17 protein-coding genes are annotated in these 24,507 nt (G+C 70.3%); 6 read left to right on the forward strand and 11 right to left on the reverse strand.

The window, feature by feature from the left end; translation table 11 throughout:
* Positions 1 to 71 precede the first annotated feature (71 nt).
* From ACIBLC_RS24825 to ACIBLC_RS24845, 5 genes are all read left to right on the forward strand, one after another.
* A complete protein-coding gene (locus ACIBLC_RS24825) occupies positions 72 to 1,739 on the forward strand; it encodes a glycoside hydrolase family 13 protein (protein WP_399213359.1) in 1,668 nt (555 codons plus the stop codon).
* A 234-nt stretch (positions 1,740 to 1,973) separates the two neighbouring features.
* Positions 1,974 to 3,356: an alpha-amylase family protein gene (locus ACIBLC_RS24830; RefSeq protein ID WP_399213360.1), complete on the forward strand. Its 1,383-nt coding sequence runs from the start codon at positions 1,974 to 1,976 to the stop codon at positions 3,354 to 3,356.
* 230 nt (positions 3,357 to 3,586) lie between these two features.
* Entirely contained in the window at positions 3,587 to 9,004 is a 5,418-nt protein-coding gene (gene pulA, locus ACIBLC_RS24835) for a pullulanase-type alpha-1,6-glucosidase (RefSeq protein WP_399213361.1), read from the forward strand.
* A gap of 72 nt (positions 9,005 to 9,076) precedes the next feature.
* Positions 9,077 to 10,696 carry a SpoIIE family protein phosphatase gene (locus tag ACIBLC_RS24840; protein ID WP_399213434.1) on the forward strand — a complete coding sequence of 540 codons (1,620 nt, stop codon included), beginning with the start codon at positions 9,077 to 9,079 and terminating at the stop codon, positions 10,694 to 10,696.
* Between the two features lie 28 nt (positions 10,697 to 10,724).
* Positions 10,725 to 11,093 (forward strand): 5-carboxymethyl-2-hydroxymuconate Delta-isomerase, encoded by a 369-nt coding sequence (locus ACIBLC_RS24845; RefSeq protein ID WP_399213362.1) that lies wholly within the window; start codon positions 10,725 to 10,727, stop codon positions 11,091 to 11,093.
* Positions 11,094 to 11,105: 12 nt separating this feature from the next.
* Here ACIBLC_RS24845 and ACIBLC_RS24850 read toward each other — a convergent pair whose 3' ends face one another.
* From ACIBLC_RS24850 to ACIBLC_RS24870, 5 genes are all read right to left on the reverse strand, one after another.
* Positions 11,106 to 11,807 (reverse strand): TetR/AcrR family transcriptional regulator, encoded by a 702-nt coding sequence (locus ACIBLC_RS24850; protein ID WP_399213363.1) that lies wholly within the window; start codon positions 11,805 to 11,807, stop codon positions 11,106 to 11,108.
* A 56-nt stretch (positions 11,808 to 11,863) separates the two neighbouring features.
* Entirely contained in the window at positions 11,864 to 12,922 is a 1,059-nt protein-coding gene (locus tag ACIBLC_RS24855) for a PDR/VanB family oxidoreductase (RefSeq protein ID WP_399213364.1), read from the reverse strand.
* Positions 12,922 to 13,827: a metal-dependent hydrolase gene (locus ACIBLC_RS24860; protein WP_399213365.1), complete on the reverse strand. Its 906-nt coding sequence runs from the start codon at positions 13,825 to 13,827 to the stop codon at positions 12,922 to 12,924. Before ACIBLC_RS24860 ends, ACIBLC_RS24855 begins: the two co-directional genes overlap by 1 nt.
* A 94-nt stretch (positions 13,828 to 13,921) precedes the next feature.
* Positions 13,922 to 15,853 (reverse strand): hypothetical protein, encoded by a 1,932-nt coding sequence (locus tag ACIBLC_RS24865; protein ID WP_399213366.1) that lies wholly within the window; start codon positions 15,851 to 15,853, stop codon positions 13,922 to 13,924.
* A 44-nt stretch (positions 15,854 to 15,897) separates the two neighbouring features.
* On the reverse strand, positions 15,898 to 16,395 hold the full coding sequence (locus ACIBLC_RS24870) for a tetratricopeptide repeat protein (protein ID WP_399213367.1): 498 nt from the start codon (positions 16,393 to 16,395) through the stop codon (positions 15,898 to 15,900).
* Between the two features lie 150 nt (positions 16,396 to 16,545).
* On the opposite strand from ACIBLC_RS24870, the gene ACIBLC_RS24875 reads away from it, so the two are divergent.
* The gene (locus ACIBLC_RS24875) at positions 16,546 to 16,947 is read left to right on the forward strand and encodes a hypothetical protein (RefSeq protein WP_399213368.1); all 402 of its coding nucleotides are present in this window, start codon (positions 16,546 to 16,548) and stop codon (positions 16,945 to 16,947) included.
* A 138-nt stretch (positions 16,948 to 17,085) separates the two neighbouring features.
* Here ACIBLC_RS24875 and ACIBLC_RS24880 read toward each other — a convergent pair whose 3' ends face one another.
* From ACIBLC_RS24880 to glnII, 6 genes are all read right to left on the reverse strand, one after another.
* Entirely contained in the window at positions 17,086 to 18,681 is a 1,596-nt protein-coding gene (locus tag ACIBLC_RS24880; protein WP_399213369.1) for a DUF1996 domain-containing protein, read from the reverse strand.
* A 230-nt stretch (positions 18,682 to 18,911) separates the two neighbouring features.
* Complete coding sequence (locus tag ACIBLC_RS24885; protein ID WP_399213370.1) at positions 18,912 to 19,568, reverse strand: LuxR C-terminal-related transcriptional regulator; 657 nt, start codon at positions 19,566 to 19,568, stop codon at positions 18,912 to 18,914.
* Positions 19,553 to 20,827, reverse strand: a complete 1,275-nt coding sequence (locus tag ACIBLC_RS24890; protein ID WP_399213371.1) for a sensor histidine kinase — start codon at positions 20,825 to 20,827, stop codon at positions 19,553 to 19,555. The genes ACIBLC_RS24885 and ACIBLC_RS24890 overlap by 16 nt, the downstream gene beginning before the upstream one ends.
* A gap of 281 nt (positions 20,828 to 21,108) precedes the next feature.
* Positions 21,109 to 22,101: an SDR family oxidoreductase gene (locus tag ACIBLC_RS24895; RefSeq protein ID WP_399213372.1), complete on the reverse strand. Its 993-nt coding sequence runs from the start codon at positions 22,099 to 22,101 to the stop codon at positions 21,109 to 21,111.
* A 90-nt stretch (positions 22,102 to 22,191) separates the two neighbouring features.
* Positions 22,192 to 22,785 (reverse strand): winged helix-turn-helix domain-containing protein, encoded by a 594-nt coding sequence (locus ACIBLC_RS24900; RefSeq protein WP_399213373.1) that lies wholly within the window; start codon positions 22,783 to 22,785, stop codon positions 22,192 to 22,194.
* Positions 22,786 to 23,173: 388 nt separating this feature from the next.
* Entirely contained in the window at positions 23,174 to 24,202 is a 1,029-nt protein-coding gene (glnII, locus tag ACIBLC_RS24905; protein WP_399213374.1) for a glutamine synthetase, read from the reverse strand.
* Positions 24,203 to 24,507: the final 305 nt, after the last annotated feature.

Consider the following 24,507-nt stretch of genomic DNA (forward strand, 5'->3'; position numbering starts at 1 on the left):
GTCACCGCGGCCGCCTCGTTCACCCGCCCCACCGCACACGCCCATGACCCGAACTCCGCACCAAGGACGCCATGAGCCAGCACTCCGCCGACCAGGCACCGACCGCCGCCCTCGCCACCGTCGCCACGCACCGCGACTGGTGGCGCGACGCGGTGATCTACCAGGTCTATCCGCGCAGCTTCGCCGACAGTGACGGCGACGGCATGGGCGACCTGGAGGGCGTACGTTCCAGACTTCCCTATCTGCGCGACCTCGGCGTGGACGCCGTGTGGCTGAGCCCCTTCTACGCCTCGCCGCAGGCCGACGCCGGCTACGACGTGGCGGACTACCGGGCCGTCGACCCCATGTTCGGCAATCTGCTGGACGCCGACGCCCTGATCCGCGACGCCCACCGGCTGGGCCTGCGGATCATCGTCGACCTCGTTCCCAACCACTCCTCGGACCAGTACGAGTGGTTCAGGCGAGCGCTCGCGGAGGGGGCCGGTTCCCCGCTGCGGGACCGCTACCACTTCCGCCCCGGCAAGGGCGAGAACGGCGAACTCCCGCCCAACGACTGGGAGTCCATCTTCGGCGGCCCCGCCTGGACGCGCGTACCGGACGGCGAGTGGTACCTGCACCTCTTCGCGCCCGAGCAGCCCGACTTCAACTGGGAACACCCCGCCGTCGGCGACGAGTTCCGCTCCATCCTGCGGTTCTGGCTCGACATGGGCGTCGACGGCTTCCGCATCGACGTGGCACACGGGCTGGTGAAGGCGGAAGGGCTGCCGGACCTGGGATCCCACGAGCAGCTGAAGCTGCTGGGCAACGATGTCATGCCGTTCTTCGACCAGGACGGCGTGCACGAGGTCTACCGGCAGTGGCGCACGATTCTCGACGAGTACTCGGGCGAGCGCATCTTCGTCGCCGAGGCGTGGACGCCGACCATCGAGCGCACCGCCAACTACGTGCGCCCCGACGAGCTGCACCAGGCCTTCAACTTCCAGTACCTGAGCACCCATTGGGACGCGGACGAGCTGCGCTCCTGCATCGACCGCACGCTGGACGCGATGCGCCCGGTCGGTGCCCCCGCCACCTGGGTGCTGTCCAACCACGACGTGACCCGGCACGCCACGCGCTTCGCCAACGAGGCGGGGCTCGGCACCCAGATCCGCACCGCGGGCGACCGCGCGCTCGGCCTGCGCCGGGCCCGCGCGGCGACGCTCCTGATGCTGGCGCTACCAGGCTCCGCGTACCTCTACCAGGGCGAGGAGCTCGGCCTGCCGGACGTCGTGGACCTGCCGGACGAGGTGCGCCAGGACCCCGCGTACTTCCGGGGCGCGGGCCAGGACGGCTTCCGTGACGGCTGCCGGGTGCCGATCCCGTGGACCCGGGAGGGCTCCTCGTACGGCTTCGGAAGCGGGGGCAGCTGGCTGCCGCAGCCCGCCGAGTGGGCCGAGCTGAGCATCGAGGCGCAGACCGGCGCGGCGGGCTCCACCCTGGAGCTGTACCGGGAGGCGATCGCCGTCCGGCGTGAGCGGTCCGACCTCGGCGCGGGCGACTCGGTGAGCTGGCTGAAGGCTCCAGAGGGCGTACTCGTCTTCCGCCGCGGCGAGTTCACCTGCACCGCGAACACCGGCACCGAGGCGGTGACCGTCCGGGCGTACGGTCGTGTGCTCCTCGCCAGCGGCGAGCTGACCCTGTCGCAGGACGGCGAGGCGAAGCTGCCGGCGGACACCACGGTGTGGTGGACCACCGGCTGACGGTCCGGCAGCCGGTCGATCGGCCCGGCTGCCCGGTACCTGACGGTCCGGCAACCGACAGGCTCTGCAAGAAGTTTCTGACAGTTTCAGAGGCCCGCCTTCCGCTTCGGGAGGCGGGCCTCTACTATCTGCGGCACCCGCACAGCTCTGCAAGCTTTCTGCAAGAACCTTCAATTCACCTCAATGCGCCTCAATGCACCTTCCATGGACCTTCAATGGAGAAGGAATCCCCACATGGCCAGCAGAACCCTTTCCGGTGCCCTCGCCCTCGCGGCGGCCGCGTCGGTCGCGCTCGCCGTCCCCGCCGGCACCGCGCAAGCGTCTCCCCCCGGCACCAAAGACGTCACCGCCGTCCTCTTCGAGTGGGACTTCGACTCCGTCGCGACGGAGTGCGCCGGCCGCCTCGGCCCCGCCGGGTACGGCTTCGTCCAGGTCTCCCCGCCCGCCGAGCACATCCAGGGCTCGCAGTGGTGGACCTCGTACCAGCCGGTCAGCTACCGGATAGCGGGGCGGCTCGGTGACGCCACCGACTTCCGGGACATGGTCACGGCCTGCCACAACGCGGGCGTGAAGGTGGTCGTCGACACGGTCATCAACCACATGTCCGCGGGCAGCGGCACCGGCACCGGCGGCTCGTCGTACACGAAGTACAACTACCCGGGCCTGTACTCCTCGTACGACTTCGACGACTGCACCGCCAGCATCAGCGACTACACCAACCGCGCCAACGTCCAGAACTGCGAACTGGTCGGTCTCGCGGACCTGGACACCGGTGAGTCGTACGTCCGGTCCGCCATCGCCGGCTACCTGAACACCCTGCTCGGCTACGGCGTGGACGGCTTCCGCATCGACGCGGCCAAGCACATGCCCGCCGCCGACCTCGCCAACATCAAGTCCAGGCTGAGCAACACGGGCGTGTACTGGAAGCAGGAGGCCATCTACGGCGCGGGCGAGGCGGTCCAGCCCACCGAGTACACCGGCACCGGCGACGTCCAGGAGTTCCGGTACGCCTACGACCTCAAGCGGGTCTTCAACAACGAGAACCTCGCCTACCTGAAGAACTACGGCGAGGGCTGGGGGTACATGAGCAGCGGGGTCTCGGCCGTCTTCGTCGACAACCACGACACCGAGCGCAACGGCTCGACGCTGAACTACAAGGACGGGGCGAACTACACGCTCGCCAACGTCTTCATGCTCGCCTGGCCGTACGGCGCGCCCGACATCAACTCGGGGTACGAGTTCTCCTCCACCGATGCCGGGCCGCCCAACGACGGGACGGTCAACGCCTGTTGGCAGGACGGCTGGAAGTGCCAGCACGCCTGGCAGGAGATCCAGTCGATGGTCGCCTTCCGCAACGCCACCCGGGGTGAGTCGGTCACCAACTGGTGGGACAACGGCGCCGACGCCATCGCCTTCGGCCGCGGCTCCAAGGGCTTCGTGGCCGTCAATCACGAGTCGTCCTCGCTGAGCCGTACGTACCAGACCTCCCTCGCGGCGGGAACCTACTGCAACGTCCAGAGCAACACGACCGTCTCGGTGAACGGTTCGGGCCAGTTCACCGCGACACTCGGCGCCAACACGGCGCTGGCGATCTACTCGGGCAAGTCCAGCTGCTGAGTGGCGGCGGAGGAGGGCCCGTTCACCGATCCCATGGTGAACGGGCCCTCTGTCACGAGCAGATGTGAAAGTTCTTGCCATCGCTTTCAAGACTCTTGCTGTAAGGCTTGCGTGAGCGATACGTTCACGCCGGCGCCCGGCAAAGAGGCCGAGCCGCGGCGTGGGGCAGACGGGGCTTCGGACCTGCCCGCCTGACCCGAATGAGCCGTAATCGCGAGGAGTTCACGCCTGTGATACCGAGATGGCCGGCGCCCTGGGTGCGCCGCAGCGCGCAGCCCGGACGGACCTCGCACCGCGGAAGGGTCGCGGCCGTCGCCGTGACCGCCCTCGCGGCAGCGCTCGTCCAGCCCCTCGCGGCCCGCGCCGCTACCCCGCCCGCACCCCCCTCGGACGCGACGCTGGCCAGGACGGCCGCCCGCAACGACGCGACCCGTGAGCAGTTCTACTTCGTCCTGCCGGACCGTTTCGCCAACGGCGACTCGTCCAACGACCGGGGCGGTCTGACCGGTTCACGCCTGTCGACCGGCTACGACCCCACCGACAAGGGCTTCTACCAGGGCGGCGACCTCAAGGGTCTGACCCAGCGGCTCGACTACATCAAGGGTCTCGGCACCACCTCCATCTGGATGGCGCCGATCTTCAAGAACCAGCCCGTGCAGGGCACCGGCGACAACGCCTCGGCCGGCTACCACGGTTACTGGATCACCGACTTCACCCAGGTCGACCCGCACTTCGGCACCAACAAGGACCTCGAGACGCTGATCTCGAAGGCCCACGCCAAGGGCATGAAGGTCTTCTTCGACGTCATCACCAACCACACCGCCGACGTCGTCGACTACGAGGAGAAGTCCTACGGGTACCTCTCCCAGGGCGCGTTCCCCTATCTGACGAAGGACGGCGAGCCCTTCGACGACGCCGATTACGCGGATGGTTCGCAGGACTTCCCCGAGGTCGACGCCGACTCCTTCCCGCGCACGCCGACCGTGCCCGCCGCCAAGCGGAACACCAAGGTCCCGTCCTGGCTCAACGACCCGACGATGTACCACAACCGCGGCGACTCCACCTTCGCCGGTGAGAGCTCCGAGAACGGCGACTTCTCCGGTCTCGACGACCTGTGGACCGAGCGCCCCGAGGTCGTCGGCGGCATGGAGAAGATCTACGAGAAGTGGGTCCGCGACTTCGGCATCGACGGCTTCCGGATCGACACCGTGAAGCACGTCGACATGGAGTTCTGGACGCAGTGGGCCACCGCCCTGGACGCGTACGCGAAGAAGCGGGGCCGTGACGACTTCTTCATGTTCGGCGAGGTCTACTCCGCCGACACCTCGGTCACCTCGCCGTACGTCACCGAGGGCCGCCTCGACGCCACGCTCGACTTCCCCTTCCAGGAGGCGGCCCGCCAGTACGCCTCCCAGGGCGGCAGCGCGCGGAAGCTGGCCTCGGTCTTCGGCGACGACTACAAGTACACGACGGACAAGGCCAACGCGTACGAACAGGTCACCTTCCTCGGCAACCACGACATGGGCCGCATCGGCCACTTCCTGGACCAGGACAACCCGGACGCGACCGACGCCGAGCTGCTGAAGAAGGACCAGCTCGCCAACGAGCTGATGTTCCTCAGCCGCGGCAACCCGGTCGTCTACTACGGCGACGAGCAGGGCTTCACCGGCGCGGGCGGCGACAAGGACGCCCGTCAGACGATGTTCGCCTCCAAAACCGCCGACTACCTCGACGACGACGAGCTCGGCACCGACCGTACCCACGCGAGCGACGCGTACGACACGAGTGCACCGCTCTACAAGCAGATCAGTGCTCTCGCCAAGCTCCGCAAGGCCAACCCGGCCCTGGCGGACGGCGTCCAGACGGAGCGGTACGCCGCCGACGGCGCCGGTGTCTACGCCTTCTCCCGTACGGACTCCAAGACCGGCACCGAGTACGTCGTGGCCGTGAACAACGCGGACGAGGCGAAGACGGCGACCTTCGCGACCGGCTCGGCGGACATGAGGTTCCGTGGGATCCACGGCACCCAGGACACCGTCACCAGCGGAGCCGACAACCAGGTCACCGTCGCCGTCCCGGCCGGCTCCGCCGTCGTCCTCAAGGCGGCGGGCAAGCTCGCTGCGCCCGCCTCGAAGCCGACGCTCACCCTGAAAGCACCGGACGCGGGCGCCACCGGCACCGTCGAGCTGAGCGCCGACGTCACCGGCGGTCAGCTGAACCGTGTCGTCTTCGCCGCCCAGGTCGGCAATGCCAAGTGGCGGACGCTCGGCTCCGCCGACCACGCCCCGTACAAGGTCACCCAGGTCGTCGGCAAGGACGTACCGGCCGGAACCGCCCTGCGCTACAAGGCGGTTGTCATCGACTCGGCCGGACGCACATCGAGCACCACGGCCACCTCGGTCACGGGCACCCCGCCCGCCGAAGAGGTCCCGACGGTCACGTCGCGCGACTACGCGATCGTCCACTACCAGCGTGCCGACAACGACTACACCGACTGGCGGCTCTACGCCTGGGGCGACCTCGCCGACGGCGAGGCGACGACCTGGCCCGAGGGCCACGACTTCATCGGCCGCGACGCCTACGGGGCCTTCGCCTACGTCAAGTTGAAGCCGGGCGCGGCCAACGTCAGCTATCTCGTGATCGACAAGGACGGCAACAAGGACGTCTCCGCCGACCGCACGATCGACGTCACCAGGACGGGCGAGATCTGGCTCGAACAGGGCAAGGAGGCCGCCCTCACCGAGCGGCCCGACTACCCGGCGCAGGACAGGTCGAAGGCCGTCCTGCACTACCACCGCGCCGACGGCGACTACGACGGCTGGGGACTGCACGTCTGGACGGGCGCCGCGACGGGCACGGACTGGTCCAAGCCGCTGGAGCCGGTGGACACCGACGCCTATGGCGCTGTGTACGAGGTGCCGCTCGCCGAGGGTGCCACCAGCCTCAGTTACATCCTCCACAAGGGCGACGAGAAGGACCTTCCCACCGACCAGTCGCTGGACCTGGCGGCGAACGGCCACGAGGTGTGGCTGTTGAACGGGCAGGAGAAGTACCTGCTCCCGCAGCCGGCGGGCAGCGCGGCCGCGCTCGACCTGACCACGTCCAAGGCCGTCTGGATCGATCGGAACACGGTCGCCTGGAACGGCTCGGAGGCGGCGGTGTCCACGCAGCTCCTCTACTCGCGCGACGGCTCGATCGCGGTGAAGGACGGCACCCTGACCGGGGAGGCCAAGTGGCTCCGCCTGTCCAGGTCCACGCTCACCGACGCCCAGAAGGCCGCCTTTCCGCATCTCAAGGACTACACCGCCTGGACCGTCGACCCGCGCGACCGTGACCGGGTGCGGGAAGCGCTGAGGGGCCAGCTGGTCGCCTCGCAACGGGCCGTGAACGGAGCGGTGTTGTCGGCGACGGGCGTACAGATCGCCGGCGTGCTCGACGACGTGTACGACGCGACGAAGGCCGACCTCGGTCCGGCCTTCCGTAACGGCCGCCCCACGCTTGCCGTGTGGGCACCCACCGCACAGAGCGTCGCCCTGGACCTCGACGGCACGGCCGTCAGGATGAAGCGGAACGACACCACCGGCGTCTGGTCGGTCACCGGCGACAGGTCCTGGACGAACAAGCCCTACCGGTACGTCGTCAAGGTGTGGGCGCCGACGGTCCAGAAGGTCGTCACCAACCCGGTCACCGACCCGTACTCGGTGGCCCTGACCGCCGACTCCGAGCGGAGCCTCGTCGTCGACCTGGACGCCAGGTCCCTTGCCCCGAAGGGCTGGTCGACCCTCAGGAAGCCGAAGGCGGTGGCGCTGAAGGACGCCCAGATCCAGGAGCTGCACATCCGGGACTTCTCGGTCGCGGACCCCACGGCCGAACACCCGGGCACCTACCTCGCCTTCGCCGACAAGGACAGCGACGGCTCGAAGCACCTCCGGGAACTGGCCGAGTCCGGTACCTCGTACGTGCACCTGCTGCCCGCGTTCGACATCGCCACCATCCCCGAGAAGAAGTCCGACCAGGCGACCACCGACTGCGACCTCGCCTCCTACCCGGCCGCCTCCGACAAGCAGCAGGAGTGCGTCGCGAAGGTCGCCGCGAAGGACGCCTACAACTGGGGCTACGACCCCTTCCACTACACCGTTCCGGAGGGGTCGTACGCGACCGACCCGGACGGCACGGACCGTACGGTCGAGTTCCGCGAGATGGTCAAGTCGCTGAACGAGGACGGCCTGCGGGTCGTCATGGACGTCGTCTACAACCACACCGCCGCCAGTGGGCAGGCCGACACCTCGGTGCTCGACAAGGTCGTCCCCGGCTACTACCAGCGGCTCCTTGCCGACGGCAGCGTCGCCAACTCCACCTGCTGCGCCAACACGGCGACCGAGAACGCCATGATGGGCAAGCTGGTGGTCGACTCGATCGTCACCTGGGCCAGGGAGTACAAGGTCGACGGCTTCCGCTTCGACCTCATGGGGCACCACCCCAAGGCCAACATCCTCGCGGTCCGCAGGGCGCTCGACGCCCTCACCCTCACCAAGGACGGCGTCGACGGCAGGAAGATCATCCTGTACGGCGAGGGCTGGAACTTCGGCGAGATCGCCGACGACGCCCGCTTCCCGCAGGCCACCCAGAAGAACATGGCGGGGACAGGCGTCGCGACCTTCTCCGACCGTGCCCGTGACGCCGTACGCGGCGGCGGCCCGTTCGACGAGGACCCCGGCGTCCAGGGCTTCGCGTCCGGCCTCTATACCGACCCCAACTCCTCGACCGGGAACGGCACTTCGGCCGAGCAGAAGGCGCGCCTGCTGCACTACCAGGACCTCATCAAGGTCGGGCTGACCGGCAACCTCGCCGGGTACGGCTTCACCGACACCAGCGGCACGGAGGTCAAGGGCTCCGAGGTCGACTACAACGGCCAGCCCGCCGGATACGCGGACGCGCCCGGAGACGCCCTCGCCTACGCCGACGCCCACGACAACGAGTCCCTGTACGACGCCCTCACCTACAAGCTGCCCGCCGGGACGAGCGCCGGCGACCGGGCCCGTATGCAGGTCCTCGCCATGGCGACGGCCACCCTCTCGCAGGGCCCGTCCCTCTCGCAGGCCGGCTCCGACCTGCTGCGCTCCAAGTCCCTCGACCGCAACTCCTACGACAGCGGCGACTGGTTCAACGCCATCCACTGGAACTGCCGGAACGGCAACGGCTTCGGACGCGGGCTGCCGATGGCGGCCGACAACGTCTCCAAGTGGCCATACGCCACACCCCTGTTGACCTCCGTCAAGGTGGGCTGCGACCAGATCGAGGGCAGCTCGGCCGCCTACCAGGACCTGCAACGCATCCGTACGACCGAGAGCGTCTTCTCGCTCGGCACGGCCGGCCGGGTGCAGTCGAAGCTGTCCTTCCCGCTGTCGGGCAGGGACGAGACACCCGGTGTGATCACCATGAGGCTCGGCGACCTCGTCGTCGTCTTCAACGCGACGCCCGACCGGCAGGAGCAGAAGGTCGCGGCCTCGGCCGGGACGGCGTACGCGCTGCATCCGGTGCAGGCGGCGGGCGCGGACTCCACCGTCAAGTCCTCCTCGTATGCGGAGAAAACGGGCACGTTCTCCGTTCCGGGGCGCACGGTGGCGGTATTTTCCCGGAGTTCCTGAAAAAGAGCATTATCTTGGTGGGACAGGCCTCGAATCCAGGTCTGTCCCACCGGCATGTCCAAGGGCTGGCAGATGGACGTCAACGGCAAGCGGACGGACACGACCGTGCTGGTCGTGGACGATGTGGCGGCCAGCCGGTACGCCATGGGCGCCCTGCTGCGCCGCGTCGGCTATCAGGTCGTGTCCGTCTCCAGCGGCCACGACGCACTCGTCGAACTCGACGTAGGGCTGCGCAAGGGCACCCTGCCCGACGTGGCGCTCATCGATGTGAACCTGCCGGACATGAGCGGCTTCGAACTGTGCCGTCGGCTCAAGGACCGGCCGCACATGGCCGGCCTGCCCGTCGTGCACTTCTCGGCCGCCACCGTGGACGCGGGCGACCGTTGCCGGGGTCTCGACGTCGGCGGCCAGGCGTATCTGACGGTGCCCGCTGAGCCCGAGGAGATCGACGCGGTGATCCGGTCCGCGGTGCGCGCCGCGCGGCTGCGGGCCGGTGACCAGGCGCTGGCACGGCGGCTGACCCGGCTGTCGGAGACGATCGTCGCCATCCAGACGGCACGCTCCCCGCAGGAACTCGCCGACGCCGCCGCCGAAGGGACCGCGCGGCTCACCGGCGGTCCCGCGGCCGTCTTCGTCCTCGGCCCGGACGACCAGCTGTACCGCAGCACCTCACGGGACCGCACCTCGCTCGCGATGCCGGACGAGGGCGCCCACCGGACCGTGGCCGGGCTGCTGCGGCGGCTCGTCCGCGGGCAGTCGGGGGTGCGGCTCACCACGGTGCCCGCGCCGCTGTGGCCCGCCGGGTTCTTCCGGCCGGGCGTGCAGCACGACGCCCGCCTCGCGCTGATCCCGATTCAGGACGGCCGCGCCTCGGTGTGCCTGGCCACGCCCACCCGCGGGGTACGCCGGGTGAACCCCGAGGACGAGACCCTGGTGGCCAGGCTCGCCGAGGCCACCGCGCTCGCCGCCGAGCCGCTGCTCATGTACCAGGTCGAACGGCACGTCGCCCTCACCCTCCAGCACAGCTTCCTGCCCCAGCCGCACCGGCTGCCCGAACTGCCGGGCGTCGACGTCGTGGTCCGGTACGTGCCCGCGTCCCACGAGACCGAGATCGGCGGGGACTTCTACGCGGCGCTGCGCGTCGGCGACGGTGTGCTCGCCGCGGTCGGCGACGTCGTCGGGCACTCGCTGGAGGCGGCCACCGTCATGGTCGAGATCCGGCACGCGCTGCGCGCCTACTGCGTCGACGAGAGCGACCCGGCCGTGCTCGCCGAGCGCCTCGACCGGATGCTCCAGCGCTACCACCCCGAGGTCACCGCCACCGTCTGCCTGGCGCTGATCGACCCCGCCACCGGCCGCACCCGCATCGCCAACGCGGGCCACATCCCGCCGTTGATCATCCGGGACAGCGGCAGCGCCGACTACGCCAAGGCCGCGGGACCGCTGATGGGCGTGGGCCTGTCCCACCCGCCGCCCACCGAACTGTTCCTCGAACCCACCGACCGGCTGCTCATGGTCACCGACGGCCTGATCGAGACCCGGGGCACGGACCTCGCGGCCTCGATGGAAACCCTCCGCTCGGCCGCCGCCGGTGCCCTGCCCGGACTCGACGCCCTCTGCGACACCCTCTTCGACTGCTTCGGCCGCGACCGGGAGGACGACATCGCGCTGCTGGCGCTCCGGCTAGGCTGACCGGGACATCTCTGGAAGAGGAGTGCTCATGCCGCAGATCACGATCGAACGCTCCCCGGGGCTCGATCACGTCGACTGGACCGCTTTCGCGCTGGCCCTGCACCCGGTGGTCGTCGAGGTGGCGGCCGCGCGCATCGAGGCGTGCAAGACGCGGGTCCTGAGGACCGAGGACGAGGTCGTGGGAGACGCGGCGGCGACGGGCGCGAGCGGACCGGCCATCGTGCACGTCACCCTCGCGCTGCTCGCCGGCCGCACCGACGAGACCAAGGCCGAGCTCACCGAAGCCGTGCTGGACCTGCTGCGCAAGCACATCGAGCCCACCGACGGGGTCGCGAAGGTGCACGCGTCCGCGGAGGTGCGCGACCTCGACCCCTCGTACCGGAAGTACGAGGAGTAGTCCCGCCGGGGTCTACGTCGCCGGTGGTGACGCCAGTGCGATCAGCCGGATGACGAGGTCGCTGAACGGCCCGTCGCCCGGCTCGCCCCTGAGCGACTCGCGCAGCAGGTCGCTCAGCTCCTCGTCGTAGGCGGCACTCACCGCGGCCAGCGCCCCGAAGTCGTGCACGAGCTGCCGTTCCAGGTCGGCGCGCGGGATGCGCCGACCGTCCAGCCAGAGAAGCGCCGTCGACTCGACGAGCGAGACCCACGAGCGGATCATCAACTCCAGCCGGGCAGGCGCGTTCTCGATGTTCATGTGCGACAGGATCTGGACGTACGCGGCCTGCCGCACCCCGTCGACCAGTGCGTTGGTGGTGGAGGAGCCGACGGCCGGGCCGCCCCGCATCAGCGCCGCGAAACCGGGCCCGTGGTCGTCCACGAAGTCGAAGAACCGGTGCATCACCCGCAGCAGCCGCGAACCCAGAGAGCCCTCCGCGGGGACCACGAACCGCTCCGCGAGATCGTCCGAAGCGCGCTGCAACGCGGCCTCGTACAGGCTGAGTTTGCCGGGAAAGTAGTGGTAGACCAGCGGCCGCGAGATACCGGCGGCAGCGGCTATCTCGTCGATGGAGACCTCGTCGGGCGAGCGTCTGCTGAAGAGTTCGAGGGCGACGCCGATCAGCTGCTGCCGCCGTTCATCGACACCCATTCTGCGGCGTACCCCGGTTGTCATACGAACACCTTACCGATCGGATCCGGCCTGGAACGGCACGGTCCGCCCAAGGCGGTTCACATGTCCAGCACGATCCTCTCACCACGCGACCGGGATACACAGATCAGCATCGAGTCGCCACGCTCCGCATCCGTCAGCAGCTCGTCCCGGTGCTCGATCTCCCCCTCCAGCACCCGTTGTTGGCAGGTCCCGCAGAATCCCTGCTCGCAGGAGTAGGCGGTGTCCGGCAGCTCCGCACGCACGGCGGCGAGCACGGTGGAGTCGGCGGAAACGGTCAACGTACGCCCGCTGCGACGGAGTTCGACCTCGAATTCGCCGTTCCCCTCGGCGGAGGTTCGGGGCGTGAACCGCTCCAGGTGCAACGCCGCCCCCTCCGGAAGCCGGGCCTCGACGGCCTCCATCAGCCCCTGCGGGCCACAGCAGTAGACCACCACGCCCTCGGGTACCTCCGCGAACAGCGCGTCGAGATCGGGGAGTCCGTCCTCGTCCTCGGCGACGACCGTCACCCGCCCGCCCTGCAGCTTCCCGACCTCCTCCAGGAACGGCATCGAGGCACGCGTCCGCCCGCAGTACAACAGCCGCCAGTCGACGTCCTGTTGGAGCGACCGCAGCATCGGCAGGACCGGCGTGATCCCGATACCGCCGACCACGAACACGTACCCGGGCGCGGCCACGAGCGGGAAACGGTTGCGCGGCCCGCGCACCTCCACCTCCATGCCCTCCCGGAGCCCGTCGTGGACCTCGCGCGAACCCCCGCGCCCGCCCGCCGCCTCGCCCACCAGCCGCGTCGCGACGGTGTACGACGAGGTGTCCTCCGGGTCCCCGCACAGCGAGTACTGCCGTACGAGCCCCGAGGGCAGCACCAGGTCGAGATGCGCGCCGGGCTCCCAGCGCGGCAGTTCCCGCCCCTCCAGGCGCAGTTGTACGACACCGTCGGCGACCCGCTCGTGCCGGGTGACCGACAGCCGCAGCGCGCGCGAGCGCGGCCGGCCGGAGACGGGGTTCTCCAGCGCGGGCAGCGGCCACAGCGGCGAGCCACCGATACGGCGGCGCATCGCCCGCCTGGCGAGGAGAGCCGTGCCGGCGACGGCCACGATCGTCCGCAGCCGGGGCATCAGGCCGCGCCCCGCTCCGCGGCCGTCGCCGCGGGCGAGGAGGCGAGATAGGCCACGGCCTGCTCGGTAGAACCCTCCTGGGAGGGGTGGTAGGACCGGCTGAGATAGCGCGGAACGGACTTCAGCATGTCCCCGGTCGACGGCAGCACTCCCGCCCTCCCGCCCAGGTAGAAGTCCTTGAAGCTCGCCCGGCCCGCCGTGAGCGTCGGATCGTTCTCCATGAAGAACCGCGCCCCGCGCTGCCACAGGAAGACGAGAGCGGTGAAGGCGGTGGCCCAGGTCCGCGCGCGCCGCCGGTAGCCCCCGTCGACGTGCAGGAACAGCTCGAACGCCACGGACCGGTGCTCGACCTCCTCCGCCCCGTGCCAGCGCAGCAGGTCCAGCATGGTCGGATCGGCGCCGCGCCGGTCCAACTCCTCGGCGTTCAGGATCCAGTTGCCGAGAAAGGCGGTGTAGTGCTCGATCGCCGCGATGATGGCGACCCGCTCCATCAGCCACCACTCGCGGGCCCTGCCGGGCGGCAGCGTGCGGTCGCCGAGGAGCTTCTCGAAGAGCCAGTCGACCTGGGCGGTGTACGGCGTCGGGTCGAGCCCGAGTTCCCTGAGGTGGGGGAGTACCTCGTCGTGCGCCTGCGCGTGCATGGCCTCCTGGCCGATGAACCCGATGACGTCCTCGCGCAGCCGCTCGTCCCGGATGTGGGGCAGCACCTGCTTGTACACGTGCACGAACCAGCGCTCACCCGCCGGCAGCAGCAGATGCAGCACGTTGATGGTGTGCGTGGCGAACGGATCGCCAGGCACCCAGTGCAAGGGTGTGTCCTCCCAGGAGAACGACACCTTCCGTGCCTTGAGCGGTATCCGCTCGGAGTCGACCGGTTCGGGAAGCCTCGCCCGCGTGTTGGACATGCCGTCAATGTACTGACGGGTAAGCCCGGGGAGAACCCTTGTGCGAAGACTTGTTGACGCGAGTGTCAGCGGGCGGCTGTCGCCTGTTACCGCACTAGCGCAGCCCGCTGATCTCCCGCCCGTCCTCCAGGCTTCCCTTCAGCTCGGCCTGCGCCCCCTGCTTCGTCCGTACGGCGAGCAGCGCGCCCTTCGCCGAGCCGGTCACCCCGCCGGTCACACCGACCGACGCCGTGTCCTTGCTCCCGGCCGCGAGGAGATACCAGCTCCCGGTGCCCGACTTCCACAGCACGCCCGCCAGCACGTGCGGGTCGCGCGAACCGCACGCGGGAGAGTTCTCGGCCTTCGCGGCGACCGCTCCGTACGCCGCGCCGGGCGTCCGGAACTGCGCGAGGACGCGGGTGCCGCCGCCCCGCCAGGTGTCGGCCCGCGTGCACACCCAGGTGGCGCTGCCACCGGCGTCGGGCAGCGACTGCCGCGCGTACTGCCAGGCGTTCACGGTCCGCACGCCGTGGGAGCGCACGGAGGCCAGCGAGCAGGCGTACGGCGCCCAGTTCCGCAGCGCCTCGGCGCCGGACACCTCGCCGGGGGCCGAGGGCCGTCCCGAGGTGAGGTGGGCCGGGGTCAGCTCACCGAGGTCGGTCAGCAGCCCCGTACCCGAGCCGTCCTTCAGCTCCAGCACGTTCCACGAGGTGCAGGCGCCGGACCGCTGGGCGGGGCTGGCCAGCGGGGCGGTGACGCCGTCGGCGGCGAGGGCGAGGTCCATGGTGCCCGAGGACGGCTTCATCAGGTCCCGCTCGGCGGCCCCGGTCACCCAAGGGGCGGTCAGATAACGGACGTTGCCGTCGGTCCGGTCGAGGACCACCGCCTCCGCCTCCGCCGGCTTCGCGCCGTCGACCCGCGCGAAGTCGAGGGCCGCGCCGCTCGTGCCGTCGGTCGGCTCGGCGTACCGCGCGATGCGCAGCCCGTCGAAGAGGAGCACGACACGCGCCTGGTCCACCACCCCGGCGTACAGGAGCTGCGGCGGTCCCGACGGGGCGCCGGACGGTGTGCCGGGGGTAGCCGAGACGGCCACGGACTCACCGGGCCGCGCCCACACGGCGAGCGCCCGCCGCAGCAGCGCGCTGTCCCCGGTGAGGCCGCCGCGCGCGGGCCACACCGAGAAGTCGGTGCGCGCGGACGACTGCCAGGCCAGGGCCGGCACCTTCGTCAACCGCGCCGGATCCAGGGCGGCCTGGGCCGCCGGGTTCTGTGCGTAGGGCGGCGCCGCCGCGCCGTCGGGCCCCCAGCCTTCGCCGGGCAGGCCGAGCAGCGCACCGCACACCACGACAGCCGCGGTCGCGGCGATCGCGGCCTTCAGGTGCTGCCTGCGCCGCATCAGGTCGGTGGGCCGGGCGTGCAGCGAACAGGGGTCGAACTCGGGGGAGTTGAGCAGGGAGTCCTGCGCCTCGACACCGGCGGCCACCGCGAGCGCCGCGCCCGGGTCGTCGACGCCCGCCGCCGTCAGTACTTTCCGTACGTCGGCCTCGGACAGCTTCTCCAGGCCGCGCAGCACATAGGCGGCGCGGGCGGGCCCGGAGAGCGCGGAAAGCCGCTGGTCCAGGGCGAGTTCGTCGGCACCGCCCGACCGCGGGAAGAGCCTGAGACCCCACACCTGGGGCAGCAGCGGCGGCAGCTGGGACCGCCTGGGCCACGCCCGCCGGGCCAGCGGCAGGCCCGCCTCCAGCGCCGTACGCACCACTCGGAGGCGTACGAAGGCGTAGCCCGGGTCGCCGTCGCGGCCGCCGCCCGTCTGCTGGGCCGGGATGACCGTCGCGTCACCGGACGTACGGCCCCGGGGCAGCGCGCGCTGGGTGAGGGCGTGCGCGGTCAGCACCCGGCGGTTGCGGCCGAGGCTGGGCGGCAGCACCAGATAGGCGAGCCGGACCAGCCGCGGATAGTGCTCGACGAGCGCCGCCTCGGCCTGCTCGACATCGATGACCGGGCCTGAGGACGGCGCGGGGCGCGGGGCTACATCCTGTGACTGCACATAGAGCAGAACGAGCGAACCGTTGGATGGTCACCCGCCGGTGTCTACTCCGGTTCGACCAGGAGCCTCGCGTAGTTCGCCATCGACCGCTGATAGCGCGGCAGATGCGGTGCGAGGGCGCCGATCACCAGGGCGAGGCCCTCGCGTTCGCGGCCCAGGTCGGCGAGGCAGAGCGCCAGGCAGGCGCGGATCGCGTCGTCCAACTCGTCCGAGGGGGCGACGAGTTCGGGGCCGAGCAGGTCGACGCCCTCCTCCGGCTTTCCGAGGTTCCGCAACGAACTGGAGAGCTGGATCTTGGTGCGGCGCCCTCGGTAGCCGCCGAGCCCGCGGGCCAGCGCCTCCCGGTACAGCGGAACGGCCTTGTCCGAGTGGCCCGTCGAGTCCCAGGCGCAGGCCTGCTCGAAGGGGCCGAGCGGACTGGCCGCGGGCAGCTCCGCGACCAGCGAGTCGATCACCGCCCGGAAGTCCGCGGCGTCCTCTTCGTCGTAGTCGTCGAACGTGGCCCACGCCGCCGCCGTACGCTCTTCCCAGTCTTCGTTCACGGGCCCACCCTCGCACGGGTGTGCCCACCGAGGCCGATCGGGGCCGTTGATTGAGCGCTGGGCCGGTGGGAGCCGTATCCAGGGCGAGGGCCCTCGTTCGACAGGGCTCCCGGCGGCATGGGCGCCGGCACAGACCGGAGGTACGTAGGTATGAGGTTGACGGGACCGAAGCTCACGGTGGCCGGAGCCGTGGCGGTGCTCGCGCTCACGGGCTGCGCCGCCGAGGACAAGTCCGACCCGGTGCCGGTCACCGCGACCGGCAGCCTGGAACACATCGCGAGCGAGGCGGGCTGTGACCCCGAGATGCAGACGGACGCGGACGAGATCCGGCAGGCCACCTGCAAGAACACGGACGGCAAGTTCATCCTCGCGACGTTCGCCACCGACCGCGGCCAGCGCGAGTGGATCAACGGGGCCAAGGACTACGGCGGGTTCTACCTCGTCGGCCGCAAGTGGGTCGCCGTCGGCGAGCAGAAGGTCGTGACGGCGCTGCGCGGCCGGCTCGGCGGCGCCATGGAGGTGGGGACCGTGCACACGGGTCACAGCGGCTGACCGCGCGCGGGTTCCTCGGGGCGGCCACCGGAACCCGTACCGGTCCGGGGCAGACGAAAGCCGGTGGCGGAAATTCCCGCCACCGGCTTTCTCAGTGGTTCAGCTTCTCAGCGGGCCACTGCCTGTCGGTACTTCTCGCTACTGGCACCTCTTGCCGGTGTTGATGCACTTGACCAGCTTGTTCATCGTGTTCGCGGAGAAGAAGTTGATGAAGTCGTTGTGGTCGGTGATCGGCTTGTGCAGGTTCTCCGGGAAGCTGTCCACCGCGTACGGGTTCACGACCGTACCGTTCTCGATGGTCGGAGCCGGGACGTCGTAGACCAGGCGGACCTGGAGCTGGGGGATCGCCTTGAAGCCGTTGGCGCAGGTGCCGTCGGCCTGGACGAACGCCACGTGCGTGCGGTGGTTGGCGCTGTCGATGTTCTGGCCGTCCCAGCAGCTCTGGAAGTTGGTGGTCCGCACCACGTCACTGCCCTCGGGGCAGATCGGGTACTTGTCCTCCAGCTGCACCTTGTTCTCGAAGCCGGTGCAGCTCCAGTTCACGTTGGCGTTGGCGTTGCCGTTGACGAAGGCCTTGGCGTCACCGGTGATGATGCGCAGGGCGGACGGCATCGCGACGACCTTGCCCCGCTTGTTGCCGACGAACTTGAGCTGCGCCTGGACGGGCTGCAGGATCTTGCCCACGTTGCCCTCGGTGCCGCCACCGGCGTTGTTCTGGTCGAAGTCCTGCGTACCGTCCTGGAGACGGAGCACCGGCCAGAAGTACGACGACTTGTCACCCTGGTTCTGGCAGGTGGTGTCGGCCGCCGCCAGGTCCGCGTCGCTGGCGAACGCGTCGTTGTTCTGGTTGCCGACGTAGTCGTGCAGGTGGTGAGCACCGTTGGTGACACCCGGGGCGACGATCACGTTGTCCGTGTTGTGGTTGTCGTTCCCGTTGGTGCCGCACTTGGTGCTGAAGGTGCCCTTCGAACCGGACCTGCCGTTCGCGGCGAGCCCGTTCGCGCCCACACCCAGCTGGGCGTTGCCCTGCGCGGCGGTGATGTCCTGGAAGTCGGCTGCCACCGGACCGTTGCTGACCGGAGGAGTCGCACCGGCGTCGTCGCCGCCCGCGTCTTCCCCGCCGGCGTCGCCGCCCGCGTCCGCACCGGCATCGGCACCGGCGTCCGCACCGGCCTCGTCGCCGGGCGCGGGGCTCGCGGTCTCCTGACCGTCACCGGTCTGGCCCTGGGCGTCGCCGCCCTCGCCGTCGTTGGTCTGCGGCAGTTCCACCGACTGTCCGGTGCAGGGAGCGAGACCGTCCAGCGAGTCCGGCGCGGTACCGCCGACCCGGGTGATCTCCAGCTGGATGCGGTCGATGATGTTCGCCCGCCGGTCCTTCAGCGGCTGCAGGACCGCGTTCTGGACGAAGCTGGCGTCCCGGGTCTGCGCGTCCCGGGTGGTGGCCAGGCGCTGGTAGGCCTCGGTGATCTGCTGGTCGAGCGTGGCCAGCTCACCGTCGACCTCCCCGCGAGCCTTATCGGGAACACTGGTGAGCTGCTGACCGACATCGGGGCAGTCGATCGTGGCCACCTGAGAGGTGGCGGCCTTGGTGCTGTTCTGCGTGTTGTTCTTCTCATGAGCCGAGGCGTAGAAGTTCGCCCAGACCAGACCGCCTCCACCGATCGCGAGGGCCGCGGATGCGGCCACGGCGCGAACGGCCAGTGGCGAACGTCGTTTTCGTGCATTGCGTCCCATGGAACTCCTCTGACTTCCTTGCGGGGCAGCGGAGGCGCCCGACAGGAGTGAAGCGGCTCCATTCCATACGCATGAGGCGGGTGGGGTGTTCAGAAACCTCAGAAAATCTTAGAAGTCCCTGAGGTCAATTCCCCCACAATGGGCGCAGAAGCCCCCGATTCTCCGGGAGTTGATCTCGTGAAACAGGTTTGCGGCAGCCCTGAATGATATTCAGCGGCGCTGAATATCTGTCAACGGGGCCCTTGGTCCAGATAAGCGAGCACCGCCAGTACGCGCCGGTTGTCGTCATCCGAGACCTCTAGTCCCAGTTTGGCGAAGATGTTAGAGGTGTGTTTGGCGATCGCCCTTTCCGTGACCACGAGTTGACCCGCGATCGCCGCGTTCGTGCGCCCCTGCGCCATGAGTTCGAGCACTTCCCGTTCGCGCGGGGTGAGCCGCCCGAGCGGCTGGTCGGTCGTCGCCCGTCGCGACAGCAGCTGCTGGATCACCTGCGGGTCCATGGCCGTACCCCCTGCCGCGACCCTCCGTACGGCGTCGATGAACTGGTCCGCGTCGAACACCCGGTCCTTCAGCAGATAGCCGACCCCGCCGGTGCCGTCGGCGAGCAGCTCCCGCGCGTACAGCTGCTCCACGTGCTGCGAGAGGACGAGCACCGGGAGGCCGGGCCGGTTCCGGCGGGCCTCCAGCGCGCACTGCAGGCCCTCGTCCGTGTGCGAGGGCGGCAGCCGTACGTCGACCACCGCGACGTCCGGCTCCAACTCGGCGAGCGCCCTGCTCAGTTCGGGCCCGCTCTCGACCGCCGCGGCGATCTCGAAGTCGTACGCCTCGAGCATCCGGACCAGTCCGTCGCGCAGCAGGAACAGGTCTTCGGCTAGGACAACTCGCAAGGGATCTCCATGGTGACCATGGTGGGACCGCCCGCGGGGCTGCTGACGGCCAGGACGCCGTCGAATGTACCCAGCCGCCGGTCGACCCCGGTGAGCCCGGAGCCCGCGTCGAGCCGGGCGCCGCCCCTGCCGTCGTCGGTGACCGTGACGCGCAGCATGCCGTTCGCGTGGTGGACGTCCACCCAGACACGGTCGGCGCCCGAGTGCTTGACCGCGTTGGTCAGTACCTCGCTGACGGCGAAGTACGCCGCCGCCTCGACCGGTTCGCCCGGCCGGCCGTCGAGCTCGACCTCCACCTCGGTCTCCAGCGGCAGCCGCAGCGCCAACGCCCGTACCGCGTCGCCGAGTCCGCGCTCGGCGAGGACGGGCGGGTGGATGCCCCGGACGAGGTCCCGGAGCTCGGTGAGCGCGTCGGCGGAGGACCTGCGGGCCCGCGCAAGCAACTCCTTCGCCTTCGCCGGGTCCTTCTCGACCAGCGCCTCGATGGTGCCCAGGTCCATCCCCATGGCGACCAGCCGCGCCTGCGCCCCGTCGTGCAGGTCCCGCTCGATACGCCGGAGTTCGGCGGCGGAGGAGTCGACGGCGTCGCGACGCGTCTGGGTCAGTACGCGTACCCGCGCGGTGAGTTCGCCCTCGTCCCCGCCGAGCACGGCGCGGGTGAGCAGGAAGTGGACGCGCAGCAGGGGCGGGGTGAGGTGGTAGGCGGCGACGAGGAGAGCCGCGCCCAGCGCGCCCGCGAGAAGCGCCGTGCCCTGCCCGGAGACCGGCACGAAGCCGTACCACCAGTCGCCGCCCGTGGCGTCCGTCAGGACCCGCCACAGGCCGAGCGTGAGCGCGAACCCCTCCAGGGAGTAGAGCAGCAGCGCGGCCGGCAGCACCGCGGTGACCAACCCCGCGGTCAGGTCGACCGGCAGCCATCCCAGATCCCGCCAGGTCGCCGGGTCCCGGAGCATCCGGAAGCACCGCTCCCATGGGTTCGCCCCCTCGGGCACCGGCCGGTACATGGCCGGAATTCGCACTCCGGACCACTGCGCCGAGACGGTCCGCCGCCAGTTCGCGAAGCCGCGAACGCCGCTGAGAACCCACGGGGTCGTGAGGATGCCGACGCCGACCGGCACCAGCAGGACCGACACGAGCGCCAGCACGAACAGGGTGACCGATCCGACCGGTCCCACGACAGCGATCAGGAGCCCCCGGCCGCCGGCCACGACGGCTTCCCGTGCCCGTGCCCGAACTCGGCTGCTGCTCCGCGTATCCATGCGCTCAGTCTCACCGACCCGGCGGGGAGGGTCACTGGGCCTGGCCCCCGGGCGAGGGGTGGTGATGGGTGCACCCCTAGGCTTCTTCGCCCCCTCCGCCCCTGCCCGTCCCCTGCTCCTGGGGCTCCGCCCCAGACCCCGCTCCTCAAACGCCGGAGGGCTGAAATCTCTAGCCCGTCCGGCGTTTGAGGACGAGCGCGTCAGCGCGAAGCGGGGGTCTGGGGGCGGCAGCCCCCAGAAACGGGACGGGCAGGGGCGGAGGGGGCGAAAAAGGCCACTCCTCACAGGCCGAGCACCTTCGCCTCCACCGCGGGATCGAGTCCCACGACGGGCCGGTCGGCCCGCTGGGGCGCAACCCCGCCGAGCCCCTGGAGCCAGCTCCAGGTGTCGGCGACGGTCTCCAGGACGGGCCGGCACCGCAGTCCGGCGCCGACCGCCCGGGACACGTCGGCCCCGTGCAGGGAGTCATGGAGCTCGCTCCCGCCCGGCGCCCACACCGGCAGCTGACTCCACGGCTCGACACCGGCCCCGAGGACCACCTCGGGATCGGTCCACCGCAGGTCCCCCTCGCCCCCGGTGACCTGGACGCACGCGTCGAGCAGCGCCCCCGTCGTCGTGTGTCCCCGCGGACCGATCACGTTGTACGCCCCGCCCAGCTCACGCTCCACGCCCCCGAGGATCCACTCGGCGAGATCGCGGACGTCGACGTACTGGAGGGGGAGGTCGCGTGGGCCGGGGGCGAGGACCGGTCCGCCGCGGGCGACACGGTTCAGCCACCACGGCAGGCGCCCGATGTTCTCGTACGGGCCGAGGATCAGCCCGGCCCGTACGAGCAGCGCACCCTCGGCCCCGAACGCGTCGAGGGCGGCCAGTTCGCCGCCGCGCTTGTCCCGCGCGTAGTCGGTCTGCGCGGCGTCGGCCGTGGCCCCGTCGACGAGCGGCGCGTCCTCGTCGTATCCGGCCGTCATGGGCCACGCGTACACGGAGCAGCTCGACACGTACACGTAGCGGCGCACCCGGCCGGCCAGCAGCCGTGCCGAGTCCCGTACGGCCCGCGGCGCGGCGGACCAGGTGTCGACGACGGCGTCCCACTCGCCGTCGGCGAGCGCCGTGAGCCCGTCGGGAGCGGTGCGGTCGCCCTGCGACGACCGGACCCCGGCGGGCGGTTCGTGCCGTCCCCGGTGGAAGACGGTCACTTCCCAGCCACGCCCGAGCGCCGCCTCCGCGACAGCCCGCCCCGCGAACTCCGTACCACCCAGTATCAGAAGCCTCATACCGACGACTCTGCCCGCACGGCCCGCCACAGGGAACGGGAATCTGCTGACAGAAGATCCGCGCTCAGGCCGCGGGACGCGGCTGTGCGGTCAACGCCCGGTCGGCGGCGCGTACTTGTACCCCACCCGCCGCACCGTCTGGATCGCCTGCCGGTGCTGCGTACCGAGCTTGCGCCGCAGCCGGGCGACGTGCACGTCGACGGTCCGTCCGTCGCCCACGTGCCCGTAGCCCCACACCGTGGTGACCAACTGGTCGCGGGTGTGCACCCGGTTGGGGTGCGTGACGAGGTGGGCGAGCAGCTCGAACTCCAGGTACGTCAGGTCGAGTCGCTGTCCGTCGACCTCGGCGGTGCGCTGCACGGTGTCGATACGGACGAGCGGGTTGGCACCGCCGGCGGCGCCCTCGGCGTCGAGCGGCTCGGGCCGGTCCGGCACGGCGACCGGCAGCAGCGGCTGCTGGTCGGCCGGCACGAGGACCAGGTAGCCGATCATCGGCGGCTGTCCCGGCAGCACCGGCAGGGTGTGCGGGGGAGCGGGCAGCCAGGTGGCGCCCGGCGGCAGGAAGTCGGTGACGTCGACCACCTCGTCCCGATCGACGGCACGCAGTCGGTGCCGTCCGGAACTGGTGTTCGTCGCCGCCGAGGGAGAGGTCGCGACGGACGAGAATGAACGGGTGTTCGCCATGAGAGGTCAGCTCTTTCGCGCGAGGAGTTCGTCGGGGAGATCGACGACCGCGAGTTCGTGGTCGGGTTCGTCGAGGACGTACGTCGTGCGCGCTGGCCGGAGGCCGGGGTGTCGGCTTTAGAGGGCCCGCGCGTTCATCGCGCGACAACACACCCGGTCGAAGTCATGGTGCTGACGGGAAGGCCAGAACGGCTCGAGGTCATGGCGACCCGTCGCGCTGTACTTCTGGAAACCGGCCATGCCCCCATTGAAGCAGAACCCTGCGCCGGGCAGCAGAGCCCTCTCACCGGTCGGACGCTTCCTTGGCGCGAACTTGACGTCGCGCCCCTGTGAAAACGGGAAGGGGCGCCCACCGTGATGGTGGACGCCCCCGCACAGAGCTGGGTGATCAGATCTGGCCGGCCTTCTCCAGGGCGGTGCAGCAGGTGTCGACGATCAGCCGCGTCACGACGTACGGGTCGACGTTGGCGTTCGGACGGCGGTCCTCGATGTAACCCTTGCCGTCCTTCTCGACCTGCCACGGGATACGGACCGAGGCGCCGCGGTTGGAGACGCCGTAGCTGTACTCGTTCCACGGGGCGGTCTCGTGCAGGCCGGTCAGGCGGTCGTCGATGCCGGCGCCGTAGTTCTTGACGTGGTCCAGGGGCTTGGAGCCCTCGCCGAGGGACTCGCACGCGGTGATGATCGCGTCGTAGCCCTCGCGCATCGCCTTCGTGGAGAAGTTGGTGTGCGCACCGGCGCCGTTCCAGTCGCCCTTCACCGGCTTCGGGTCCAGGGTCGCGGATACGTCGAAGTCCTCGGCGGTGCGGTAGAGCAGCCAGCGGGCCACCCACAGGTGGTCGGAGACCTCCAGCGGGGAGACCGGGCCGACCTGGAACTCCCACTGGCCGGGCATGACCTCGGCGTTGATGCCGGAGATGGCGAGACCGGCGGCGAGACAGTTCTCCAGGTGCGCCTCGACGATGTCACGGCCGAAGATCTCGTCCGAGCCGACACCGCAGTAGTAGCCGCCCTGCGCGGCGGGGAAGCCGCCCTCGGGGAAGCCCAGCGGGCGCGTGCCCTTGAAGAAGGTGTACTCCTGCTCGATGCCGAAGATCGGCTCCTGGGCGCCGAACTTCTCCTCCACCTCGGCCAGCGCGGCACGGGTGTTGGACTCGTGCGGCGTCATGTCGATGTTGAGGACCTCGCACATGACGAGGACGTCGTCGCCGCCGCGGATCGGGTCCGGGAAGACGGCGACCGGCTTGAGTACGCGGTCGGAGGCGTGACCCTCGGCCTGGTTCGTCGAGGAACCGTCGAAGCCCCAGATCGGCAGCTCGGCACCCTTCGCGTCGTCGGCCAGTATCTTCGTCTTCGAACGGAGCTTGGCCGTCGGCTCGGTGCCGTCGATCCAGATGTACTCAGCCTTGAAGGTCACGGGCCACATCCTTCGGGGTGGGTCTTCAGTCGCACTGCGGTGCTGCCTGCGGCGCTGCGGCACTGGGGCGCCGCGGAGATGCAAGGCAGCCTGTCAACAGGCGATTTCCCGATCATTGCTCGAATGTGAACCCCGTGTTACCTGAGCTGTGTGTGCCGGTTGTCACCCGGCAGCGCCCCGCAGGGGGGTTCGCGACCGCGACCGGCGGTCCTGCCGGGCGGTCGCGCGCGGCGCCTCCCGCCGCTCCCGGTGCCGTGGCTCGTATGCGATGGGTTTGCGGGCGCGCACGGGGAAATGAGGGGGTC

This window comes from Streptomyces sp. NPDC050535, assembly GCF_044457665.1.
Taxonomy (GTDB): Bacteria; Actinomycetota; Actinomycetes; order Streptomycetales; family Streptomycetaceae; genus Streptomyces.

What these genes read in the sequence shown, in the direction of transcription:
- ACIBLC_RS24825 (WP_399213359.1), top strand. Translation starts at nt 72, where the DNA reads ATGAGCCAGCACTCCGCCGACCAGGCACCGACCGCCGCCCTCGCCACC.
- ACIBLC_RS24830 (WP_399213360.1), top strand. Translation starts at nt 1,974, where the DNA reads ATGGCCAGCAGAACCCTTTCCGGTGCCCTCGCCCTCGCGGCGGCCGCG.
- ACIBLC_RS24840 (WP_399213434.1), top strand. Translation starts at nt 9,077, where the DNA reads ATGGACGTCAACGGCAAGCGGACGGACACGACCGTGCTGGTCGTGGAC.
- ACIBLC_RS24845 (WP_399213362.1), top strand. Translation starts at nt 10,725, where the DNA reads ATGCCGCAGATCACGATCGAACGCTCCCCGGGGCTCGATCACGTCGAC.
- ACIBLC_RS24850 (WP_399213363.1), bottom strand. Translation starts at nt 11,807, where the DNA reads ATGACAACCGGGGTACGCCGCAGAATGGGTGTCGATGAACGGCGGCAG.
- ACIBLC_RS24855 (WP_399213364.1), bottom strand. Translation starts at nt 12,922, where the DNA reads ATGCCCCGGCTGCGGACGATCGTGGCCGTCGCCGGCACGGCTCTCCTC.
- ACIBLC_RS24860 (WP_399213365.1), bottom strand. Translation starts at nt 13,827, where the DNA reads ATGTCCAACACGCGGGCGAGGCTTCCCGAACCGGTCGACTCCGAGCGG.
- ACIBLC_RS24875 (WP_399213368.1), top strand. Translation starts at nt 16,546, where the DNA reads ATGAGGTTGACGGGACCGAAGCTCACGGTGGCCGGAGCCGTGGCGGTG.
- ACIBLC_RS24880 (WP_399213369.1), bottom strand. Translation starts at nt 18,681, where the DNA reads ATGGGACGCAATGCACGAAAACGACGTTCGCCACTGGCCGTTCGCGCC.
- ACIBLC_RS24890 (WP_399213371.1), bottom strand. Translation starts at nt 20,827, where the DNA reads ATGGATACGCGGAGCAGCAGCCGAGTTCGGGCACGGGCACGGGAAGCC.
- ACIBLC_RS24895 (WP_399213372.1), bottom strand. Translation starts at nt 22,101, where the DNA reads ATGAGGCTTCTGATACTGGGTGGTACGGAGTTCGCGGGGCGGGCTGTC.
- ACIBLC_RS24900 (WP_399213373.1), bottom strand. Translation starts at nt 22,785, where the DNA reads ATGGCGAACACCCGTTCATTCTCGTCCGTCGCGACCTCTCCCTCGGCG.